Origin of the sequence: Streptomyces sp. SID14478, from assembly GCF_010548525.1 — a bacterium.
Taxonomy (GTDB): domain Bacteria; phylum Actinomycetota; class Actinomycetes; order Streptomycetales; family Streptomycetaceae; genus Streptomyces.
The window spans coordinates 1-9,355 of sequence record NZ_JAAGMG010000387.1; the positions used below are offsets into that span (position 1 = coordinate 1).

A 9,355-nucleotide genomic window follows, 5' to 3' on the forward strand; every position below is an offset into this window, starting at 1 on the left:
CGGAGCCGGTGGCCCTGGCGTCGGCCCGCTCGGCGGTGTCCGTGCGTACGTTCGTGCCGTTGCTTCCCGTCATCGGAAAACTCACCCCGTAAACCCTTACAAGATCCTTCACTTACAGCCCGGCGAGTCTAACCGGACGACTTGCGGCCCCCGAGGGGCGCCTGCGCCAAGGGCACGGGACGCGCCACGGCGGGTGCCTGGACGGCGGGTGCGGCGGGCGCCCGCGGTGCCTCGGGCTCCGGTGCGGATACCCGCGCGAGCGCGCACGACACCTCCGCGGTGACGCAGGGCAGCGCCAGCACCCCGTCCCGTGACCAGAAGCCGCTGCCCGCCAACCAGCCGTCCGGCGCGGCCAGTTGGTGCATCGTTCCTTCGGCGGGGCGCCAGATGCCGAGCCAGGGCGCACTGCCCCCCGCGCCGTCGACGCGCAGCGCCACCGCACAGCTCTCCGGCATCAGCGTCTGCCCCGGCTGTACGGCGAACGGCGTCACGGTGCAGTCGGGCAAGCGCAGCGCCTGCGGGAAGCGGACCGGCAGCGTGCCCCCCAACACGCCCCAGCCGAGCCGCGGTTGACCCGCCTTCGCGGCGTCCGAGCGGACCAGGATCAGGCCGCTGTCCAGGTCGGCGAGGAGCAGCCGGTCCTCACTGTCCTCGGTGATCTGCAGCAGCGGCGAGAGCTCACCGCCCCGCTCCAGGTCCACCGCGACCGCCTTCACGGGCCCGCCGCCCGCCGGCCGGCGATCGAGGGCGAGCATGCGCCCCGCGCGGTCCAGCCACACCCCGCCCGAGCAGCGCCCCTTGATCTCGGCCACGTGCTCGGGCCCGAACGCGCCGCCCGCCACCAGCCACAGGTCCGTCACCTCCGCGCGCACGGCCAGCGCGTACGCGCACCGCCCGTCCGGTGCCGGCGGCAGCAGCGTCAGCTCCGTCGCGTCGTCGCACTCCACGGCGCCCAGCGGCACCTCGCCGGTGCCGGGGCCGGTCGGGTAGAGCAGGGAGAACAGGTGGCGGCCGTCGCTCTCGCGCCGGATCAGCACCCGGCCGTCGGTCAGCGGCAGGACGGCGGTGCCGGGCTCCTCGGGCTGATTGCCGGGCAGCGGGACCGCGTACGGCTCGGGGCCGTCCAGCGTCCAGCGCTCCGGGTACCAGGAAGCGCCGTGCCGGGCGAGCCGCGCTGCGTACGAGGCGTCCGTCGTGATCACGCACCCGCCGCGCGGCTGCTCCGGTCGTGACTGCGTGGTGGGCTCGATGGCCAAGGCCGTCATGGGGAACTGTCACCTCCGGTTGTCCCGTCCCTGCCCCCTCTTCGCAGCCGAAGCTAGTTTTCGCACGTACCTCCGTGGCACGCGCGGCCCCCCGCTTCACACCAAAGGGTGGCCATGTCCGGAATCGGCTGTGAGGGATGTGCTTGGTGTGCTCATGGACCCGCGACGGGGCCCGGAACAGCCGGTGTTAGGTTTGCCTAACCATCATCTGTGCGCTCTCTGTGCACCTCGAGCTGGAGCAAGGCGTTGAACCTGATGTCCCCGATATCTCTGCGTCCGCGTACCCGGATCGCCGCCGCGGCCGTCACCGCGGTGGCCGCCCTCGCCCTCACCGCCTGCGGCTCCGGCTCCGGTGACGACGGCTCCGCCAAGAGCGACAACGGCGCCGGCTCCAAGGCCGTCGCCACCGGCGGCAAGGACTTCTCGAAGGCCGCGGCAGAGACGGCGAAGATGGGCACGACGGCGAAGACCGGCCAGTTCCCGCGCACCATCACGCACGCCATGGGCAAGACCGAGCTGACGAAGAAGCCGCAGCGCGTCGTGGTCCTCGACGTCGGCGAACTCGACAACGTTGCCTCCCTCGGCGTGAAGCCGGTCGGCTACGCCCCCACCGAGGGCGACGAGGGCATCCCGTCCTACCTGAAGAAGGAGGCGGGCAACCCCGAGAACGTCGGCACGACCAACTCCCTCAACCTCGAGGCGATCGCGAACCTCAAGCCCGACCTGATCCTCGGCAGCGAGCTGCGCGCCGCCAAGCTCTACCCGCAGCTGTCCAAGATCGCCCCCACGGTCTTCTCCATCCGCCCGGGCTTCCCGTGGAAGGAGAACTACCTCCTCAACGCCTCCGCGCTCGACCGGACGGACGCGGCGAAGGCCGAGCTCGCGGCGTACGACAAGAACGTGCGCCGGCTCGGCGCCGACGTGAAGAAGGCCAATGGCGGCACGGCCCCGACCGTGACGATGCTGCGCTACATGCCGGACCGCACCCGCCTGTACGCGAAGGCGTCCTTCATCGGCACGATCCTCGGCGACGCCGGCATCCCGCGCCCGAAGAACCAGCAGATCAACGACCTGGCGACCGAGATCAGCCCGGAGAAGATCGACTCCGCGGACGCCGACTGGATCTTCACCGGCGTCTACGGCGACGCGAAGAAGACCCAGCGCGCGAGCGCCGAGGACAACCCGCTGTGGAAGAACCTCAAGGCGGTCAAGGACGGCCGGGCCAAGAACGTCCCGGACGAGACCTGGTACCTGGGCCTCGGCGTCACGGCGGCCGACGAGGTGCTCAAGGACCTCCGCGCGAACCTGGTGAAGTAACCGGGCTTGGGGAAGGGGCACGCGGCGCAGGTAACCTAGCTGGCGTGCCCCGTCTGTCTGAAGTAACCGCCGCGCTCGCCGCCCTGTGGCCCCCGGCCCTCGCCGAGGCGTGGGACGCGGTCGGCACGGTCGCCGGCGACCCGGACGCCGAGGTCGGCCGGGTGCTGTTCGCCGTCGACCCGGTCCAGGAGATCGCCGACGAGGCCGTGAAACTCGGCGCGGACCTCCTGGTCACGCACCACCCGCTCTACCTGCGCGGTACGACGACGGTCGCGGCCGACACCTTCAAGGGCAAGGTCGTCCACACGCTCATCAAGAACGACGTCGCGCTGCACGTCGCGCACACGAACGCCGACAAGGCCGATCCCGGCGTCAGCGACGCCCTCGCCGGCGCCCTCGACGTCCGCGTCGTACGCCCCCTGGTCCCGGACCCGGACGACCCCTCGGGACGCCGCGGCCTCGGCCGCGTCTGCGCACTGGACCACCCCCTGACCCTGCGCGAGCTCGCGGACCGCGCGGCCGAGCGCCTCCCGGCGACGGCGCAGGGCATCCGCGTGGCCGGTGACCCGGACCGGACGATCCGTACGCTCGCGGTCTCCGGCGGCAGCGGCGACAGCCTCTTCGCCGACGTCCGCGCCGCCGGCGTCGACGCCTTCCTCACCGCGGACCTGCGCCACCACCCGGTGAGCGAGGCCCGCGAGACGATGTCCGCACAGCCTCTCGCGCTGCTCGACGCGGCGCACTGGGCCACCGAGTGGCCCTGGTGCGAGCTGGCCGCAGCCCAGCTCGACGAGATCTCCGACCGCGAGGGATGGGACCTGCGCGTCCACGTCTCGAAGACGGTCACCGACCCCTGGACCGCCCACGCGGCGTCCCACCACACCCCCCTTCCTACCTTTGGAGCCCCCAACTGAACGCCGCGCCCGCCGACCAGATCCGTCTCCTGGACGTCCAGGACCTGGACGTACGCCTCCAGCAGCTCGCGCACAAGAAGAAGTCGCTGCCCGAGCACGCCGAGCTCGAGTCGCTGACCAAGGACCTCACGCAACTGCGCGACCTGCACGTCGCCGCGACGACGGAGGAGAGCGACTGCTCCCGCGAGCAGACCAAGGCCGAGCAGGACGTCGACCAGGTCCGCCAGCGCGCCACCCGCGACCAGCAGCGCCTGGACTCCGGCGCGGTCACCTCGCCGAAGGACCTGGAGAACCTCCAGCGCGAGATCGCCTCGCTGGCCAAGCGCCAGGGCGACCTGGAGGACGTCGTGCTGGAGGTCATGGAGCGCCGCGAGTCCGCGCAGGAGCGCGTGGGCGAGCTGGGCGAGCGCCTGGCCTCCGTCCAGTCGAAGATCGACGACGCGACGGCCCGCCGGGACGAGGCCGCCGGTGCGCTGGACACCGAGGCGGCGACGGTGACCAAGGAGCGCGAGGTCGTGGCGGGTTCGCTCCCGGCCGACCTGCTGAAGCTCTACGACAAGCTCCGAGAGAAGGAGGGCGGCGTCGGCGCGGCCAAGCTGTTCCAGCGCCGCTGCGAGGGCTGCCGTCTGGAGCTCAACATCACCGAGCTGAACGAGGTCCGCGCGGCCGCCCCCGACACCGTGGTCCGCTGCGAGAACTGCCGCCGCATCCTGGTCCGCACGTCGGAGTCCGGCCTCTGAAGCCGGATCTCGGCGCGCCGGCCGCCTTCGTCCTGCTCCGGCACGGCGAGACCGCGCTGACCCCCGAGAAGCGGTTCTCGGGGAGCGGCGCGGGGCACGACCCCGGGCTGTCGCAGACCGGGCGGGAACAGGCCGAGCGGGCGGCGCGGGAGCTGGCCGCCCGCGGCACGGTCGAGGCGATCGTGTCGTCGCCGCTGCGGCGCTGCCGCCAGACCGCGCAGGCGGCCGCCCACCGGCTCGGCCTCGACGTGGCCGTCGAGGAGGACCTGCGCGAGACGGACTTCGGCGCGTGGGAAGGGCTGACCTTCAAGGACGTCCGGGAGCGCCACCCGGACGACATGAACGCCTGGCTCGCCTCACCGGAGGCCGCCCCGACCGGCGGGGGCGAGAGCTTCACGGCGGTCGCCGCGCGCGTCGCCGGGGCCCGCGACCGGCTGACCGCCGGGTTCCGCGGCCGCACCGTGCTCGTGGTCAGCCACGTCACGCCCATCAAGACGCTGGTCCGCCTCGCTCTCGGGGCGCCGCCCGAGGCCCTGTTCCGCATGGAACTCGCGGCGGCGTCCCTGACGACGATCGCGTACTACGCAGACGGCAACGCGAGTGTCCGCTCGCTGAACGAGACGGCCCACCTGCGCTGACCAGTCGCTGACGGGCCGTTGCGCGGGCGTCTGTCAGCCGCGCAGGGCGCTCGCCTCGCGGGCCAGCTGCTCCACCCGGCCCCAGTCCTTCGCCGCGACCGCGTCGGCCGGCAGCATCCAACTCCCGCCCACGCAGCCGACGTTCTTCAGCGCGAGGTAGCCGGGGGCGTTCGCGGGCGAGACCCCGCCGGTCGGGCAGAAGCGGGCCTGCGGCAGCGGGCCGGCCAGCGACTTGAGGTAGGGGGTGCCGCCCGCGGCCTCCGCCGGGAAGAACTTCATCTCGCTCACGCCGCGCTCCAGGAGCGCCACGACCTCCGACGTCGTCGAGACGCCGGGCAGGAACGGGACGCCGGACTCCTGCATCGCGGCGAGCAGCGCGTCCGTCCAGCCGGGGCTGACCAGGAACTTCGACCCGGCCGCCACCGCGTCGGCGACGTTCTGCGGGGAGATGACGGTGCCCGCGCCGACGACCGCGTCCGGCACCTCGGCGGCGATGGCCCGGATCGCGTCGAGCGCGGCGGGCGTGCGCAGCGTCACCTCGATCGCGGGCAGCCCGCCCGCGACGAGTGCGCGCGCGAGCGGCACTGCGTCGGCGGCGTCCTCCACGACGACGACGGGGACGACGGGGGCGAGATCGAGCACGGATGCGGAAGCGATGGGGGCCATGGGGACATCCTGCCCCCGGCGCGCAGCATGCGCAAAGCCCATTGCGCATGCTGCAATGTGACTCCGGCAGGTCAGTGGACCTCGTCCACCAGTACGTCCAGGCTCCACGCCCGCCCGGCCTTCGTGGGCGCCTCCACCTCGACGACGTAGTGCAGCTCCCGCAGGGCCTCGACCAGCTCCACCGGGTTCGCGGGCGCGCTGCCCGACTCCAGCAGGGAGCGCACGATGCGCCCCTTGGTCGCCTTGTTGAAGTGGCTGACGACCTTGCGGGTCGGCGCGTGCAGCACCCGCACCGTCGCCGTGCGCCCCGCGATCCCGCCCTTCGGCTTCCAGGCGCTCGCGTACGCGGCCGAGCGCAGGTCAAGGACCAGCCCGTCCCCGGCGACCTCGGGCATGACCTGCGCCATCGGCTCCCGCCAGTGCGCCCCGAGCGCCCCGAGCCCCGGCAGCTTCACGCCCATCGAGCACCGGTAGGAGGGGATGCGGTCGCTCATCCGCACCGCTCCCCACAGCCCGGAGAACACCAGGAGCGCCCGCGCCGCCCGCTTCTTCGCCGGCGCCTCCAGCGAGGCCAGGTCCAGTGCGTCGTAGAGGACGCCCGTGTAGATCTCGCCGGCCGGCCGCGCGCCCGCCGTGCGCAGCTCCGTGTTCTTGGCGACCTCGCCGCGCAGGCCCTCGCTCAGCCCGAGCACCTCGCGCGCCTTGTCCTCGTCCGCGGCGCACAGTTCGACCAGCTCGTCGAGGACCGCTGCCCGCGCCTCGGCGAGACCCGGCAGCGAGAGCGACTCGGGCTTCAGCGGGGCACCTCGCCCGGAGGCGGCCTTTCCTTCGGACGGCGGCAGCAAGACGAGCACGTGCTTCTCCTTCTGTGCGGCGGGGGAGGGGTGCGGCCCCGCGTCAGGGTATCCGCGGAGCGATGTTGCAACGAACAAGCGCGCCAACGTGTTGCGTTAGCTTCAGAACCATCGCAACGATATTGCGGCGCTGACCTGCTATTGCACTGTCAGTACGCAATAAAGCAGTTGCTGAAACCATGAACGCAACGTAGCGTTTCCATCATCGGAAACAACGGGCGGGGGGCCGCGAGATGCCAGGCAAAGAGCAGACCAGTCAGCAGACCAGCCGGGGGACCGGACAGCAGGGCGACAGCATCGGCCCGCTCGCCTCCTTCGTGCGGTTCGTCGTCTTCGGGGGCGGCGTCGGCCTCGCCTCCAGCGCCGCCGTGGCGCTGGCCGCGGGATGGCTGCCGTGGGCGCTGGCCAACGCGCTCGTCACCGTCGCCTCGACCGTGCTCGCCACCGAACTGCACGCCCGCTTCACCTTCGGGGCGCAGGGGCCGTGCGGACTGCGCCACCACCTCCAGTCGGCCGGGACCGCCGCCGTGGCCTACGCCGTGACCACCGTCGCGGTCCTCGTCCTGCACCTCGTCCAGGACGCGCCCTCCGCGCTGTGCGAGCAGGCCGTCTACCTGTCGGCCTCGGCGCTCACCGGCATCGGGCGGTTCGTGGCGCTGCGTCTGGTCGTCTTCGCGGCCGCGCGCCGCACCGCTCCTGCCGTCGAGCGGCCCCGCGCCTCCACCGTGCCGCCCCGCCCCGTGCGGCCTACGCTCGGTGCATGCCCCGCCGCCATCTCCGCATGACCGGCGCAGCACAGGCGCCCCTCGGCGCCGTGCTGCGCGACCTGCGTACGACGTTGGAGGTGCCGGGGGAGTTCCCGGCCGAGGTGCGCGCCGAGGCCGAACGGGTCGCGGCCGCGCCGCCCCGGCTGCCGGACCGCGACGAGACGGCGCTCGCTCTCTTCACCATCGACCCGCCCACCTCCACCGACCTCGACCAGGCCATGCACCTGTCCCGGCGCCCCGGCGGCGGCTACCGGGTGCGGTACGCGATCGCCGACGTCGCCGCGTTCGTCACGCCGGGCGGCCCGCTCGACGCCGAGGCGCACCGCCGCGTCACCACGCTCTACTTCCCGGACGAGAAGGTGCCGCTGCACCCGACCGTCCTCAGCGAGGGCGCCGCCAGCCTGCTGCCCGGCCAGACCTGTCCGGCCGTCCTGTGGACGATCGACCTGGACGCGGACGGACGCGCCGAGAGGACCGACGTCGTACGCGCCCTGGTGCGCAGCCGCGCCAAACTCGACTACGAAGGCGTGCAGAAGGCCATCGACGACGGCAGCGCCGAGGAACCCGTCGCACTGCTGCGGGACATCGGGCGGCTGCGCGAGCAACGGGAGGTCGACCGCGGCGGCATCTCCCTGAACGTCCCCGAACAGGAGATCGTCGCCGACGAGGACGCGTACGCCCTCGCCTACCGCGCCCCGCTGCCCGCCGACGGCTGGAACGCCCAGATCTCCCTGCTCGCCGGCATGGCCGCCGCCGACCTGATGCTCACCGCGGGCACCGGCATCCTGCGCACGCTGCCCGCCGCCCCCGACGGCGCGGTCGGCCGGCTGCGCCGCACCGCGAAGGCGCTGCACATCGACTGGCCGCACCACGTCCCGTACTCCGACCTGGTCCGCTCCCTCGACCCCCGCGTCCCGCACCACGCCGCCTTCCTCCAGGAGTGCACGACGCTGCTGCGCGGCGCCGGCTACACGTCCTTCACCGGCGGCGAGGTCCCCGCGCTCACCACGCACGCCGCCGTCGCCGCGCCGTACGCCCACTGCACGGCCCCGCTGCGCCGCCTCGTCGACCGCTACGCGTCCGAGCTGTGCCTGGCCGCCTGCGCCGGGCAGGACCCGCCCGGGTGGGCCGTCGAGGCACTGGCCGGCCTGCCCAAGGAGATGGCGGACGGCACCCGGCGCGCCAACACGGTGGAGCGCGAGTGCGTCGACATCGTCGAGGCGGCGCTCCTGCAGCACCGGGTCGGCGAACTGTTCGACGCGTACGTGGTGGACGTGAAGGACAAGGAACGGGCCGTCGGCACCGTCCAGTTGCCCGAACCGGCCGTCGTCGCCCGCATCGAGGGCGGCGCCACCGCACTGCCGCTGGGCGAGCGGCTGCGGGTCCGCCTCACGCAGGCCGATCCGGGACGGGCGAAGGTCCAGTTCGCTCCCGCGTGAGCCGCGCCCGCAGCGCGCTCGCCAAGCCGTCCGGGTCCTCGGCGTGCAGCCGCACCCGGTGGACGTCCTTGGGGCGGCCGAGGAACGTGAAGTGCCGTACGGGCTCGGCCAGTTCGAGGGTGATGCTGGTCTGGGAGGCGATGTCGAGGTTCAGCTCGCCGTCGGCCGGGGTGTGCGTGAACCGGTTCTCGCGCCGCACCGCCGCGATCCGCTCCAGCGGTATCGACAGGTCGAGTTGGGCGCCCCGGCGCACCCGCAGCGCCGCGTCGGTGACCACGTGCGGCCGCGTCACGGACGCCGCGTGCATGCCGAGCACCATCACCACGGTGTAGACGTCGAGGACCAGCACGACGCGGTGCAGCGTGGGCCAGTCCCGCAGCAGTGCCCACATCCCGAACGTCTCGACGACGCAGACGAACGCGAAGGCGTACATCATGGCCGCCTGCCCGCGGGCGTACGAGAACGCGCTCGCGCCCGCCGGGACGCCGTGCCGCCGCCGCGTCACCCACAGCCCGAAGCTCGTGAGCACCCGCAGCTCGTGCCGCAGGAGCCGGCCCGGCAGCCGGGTCACGGCGCACCTCCCCCGGCGACGAGCCGCAGGGCCAGTCGCAGCACCTCGGCCTGGGCGGGCGAGAAGTCGGCGAGGAAGGTGTCGAGGAACGCCTGCTGATCCGGGCCCTCGACCGCGGGCAGGTCCGGCGGCAGGCACGCGACCAGCGCCCGCGCCGCCTCGGCGACCCGGGGGTCGTCCGGGG

The 9,355-nt window shown here is 73.3% G+C and carries 9 protein-coding genes and 2 pseudogenes; 6 read left to right on the plus strand and 5 right to left on the minus strand.

Annotation, left to right across the window (positions count from 1 at the left end):
- Positions 1 to 128: 128 nt before the first annotated feature.
- Entirely contained in the window at positions 129 to 1,265 is a 1,137-nt protein-coding gene (locus G3I40_RS12725; protein ID WP_164302268.1) for a hypothetical protein, read from the minus strand.
- A 255-nt stretch (positions 1,266 to 1,520) separates the two neighbouring features.
- Between G3I40_RS12725 and G3I40_RS12730 the strand changes: the two genes are divergently transcribed.
- The 4 genes and pseudogenes from G3I40_RS12730 to G3I40_RS12745 form a co-directional block, all read left to right on the plus strand.
- A complete protein-coding gene (locus tag G3I40_RS12730) occupies positions 1,521 to 2,582 on the plus strand; it encodes an iron-siderophore ABC transporter substrate-binding protein (RefSeq protein ID WP_164302269.1) in 1,062 nt (353 codons plus the stop codon).
- Positions 2,583 to 2,626: 44 nt separating this feature from the next.
- Positions 2,627 to 3,496, plus strand: a complete 870-nt coding sequence (locus G3I40_RS12735; protein WP_164302270.1) for a Nif3-like dinuclear metal center hexameric protein — start codon at positions 2,627 to 2,629, stop codon at positions 3,494 to 3,496.
- Positions 3,493 to 4,236, plus strand: a complete 744-nt coding sequence (locus G3I40_RS12740) for a C4-type zinc ribbon domain-containing protein (RefSeq protein ID WP_203643949.1) — start codon at positions 3,493 to 3,495, stop codon at positions 4,234 to 4,236. Before G3I40_RS12735 ends, G3I40_RS12740 begins: the two co-directional genes overlap by 4 nt.
- Before the next feature lie 2 nt (positions 4,237 to 4,238).
- A pseudogene (locus tag G3I40_RS12745) lies at positions 4,239 to 4,874 on the plus strand (histidine phosphatase family protein); the annotation flags it as partial.
- Between the two features lie 33 nt (positions 4,875 to 4,907).
- Here G3I40_RS12745 and eda read toward each other — a convergent pair.
- Together eda and yaaA are read right to left on the minus strand one after the other, a co-directional pair.
- Positions 4,908 to 5,540: a bifunctional 4-hydroxy-2-oxoglutarate aldolase/2-dehydro-3-deoxy-phosphogluconate aldolase gene (gene eda / locus G3I40_RS12750; RefSeq protein ID WP_164302272.1), complete on the minus strand. Its 633-nt coding sequence runs from the start codon at positions 5,538 to 5,540 to the stop codon at positions 4,908 to 4,910.
- A gap of 71 nt (positions 5,541 to 5,611) precedes the next feature.
- Entirely contained in the window at positions 5,612 to 6,394 is a 783-nt protein-coding gene (gene yaaA / locus G3I40_RS12755; RefSeq protein ID WP_164302273.1) for a peroxide stress protein YaaA, read from the minus strand.
- Between the two features lie 233 nt (positions 6,395 to 6,627).
- On the opposite strand from yaaA, the gene G3I40_RS12760 reads away from it, so the two are divergent.
- Together G3I40_RS12760 and G3I40_RS12765 are read left to right on the plus strand one after the other, a co-directional pair.
- Entirely contained in the window at positions 6,628 to 7,179 is a 552-nt protein-coding gene (locus G3I40_RS12760; protein ID WP_203643945.1) for a hypothetical protein, read from the plus strand.
- On the plus strand, positions 7,155 to 8,600 hold the full coding sequence (locus tag G3I40_RS12765) for an RNB domain-containing ribonuclease (protein WP_164302274.1): 1,446 nt from the start codon (positions 7,155 to 7,157) through the stop codon (positions 8,598 to 8,600). The genes G3I40_RS12760 and G3I40_RS12765 overlap by 25 nt, the downstream gene beginning before the upstream one ends.
- On the opposite strand, the gene G3I40_RS12770 is transcribed toward G3I40_RS12765, so the two are convergent.
- The gene (locus G3I40_RS12770; protein WP_164302275.1) at positions 8,551 to 9,171 is read right to left on the minus strand and encodes a hypothetical protein; all 621 of its coding nucleotides are present in this window, start codon (positions 9,169 to 9,171) and stop codon (positions 8,551 to 8,553) included. The genes G3I40_RS12765 and G3I40_RS12770 overlap by 50 nt on opposite strands.
- A pseudogene (locus G3I40_RS12775) lies at positions 9,168 to 9,355 on the minus strand (MerR family transcriptional regulator); the annotation flags it as partial. The pseudogene G3I40_RS12775 and the gene G3I40_RS12770, both read right to left, overlap by 4 nt.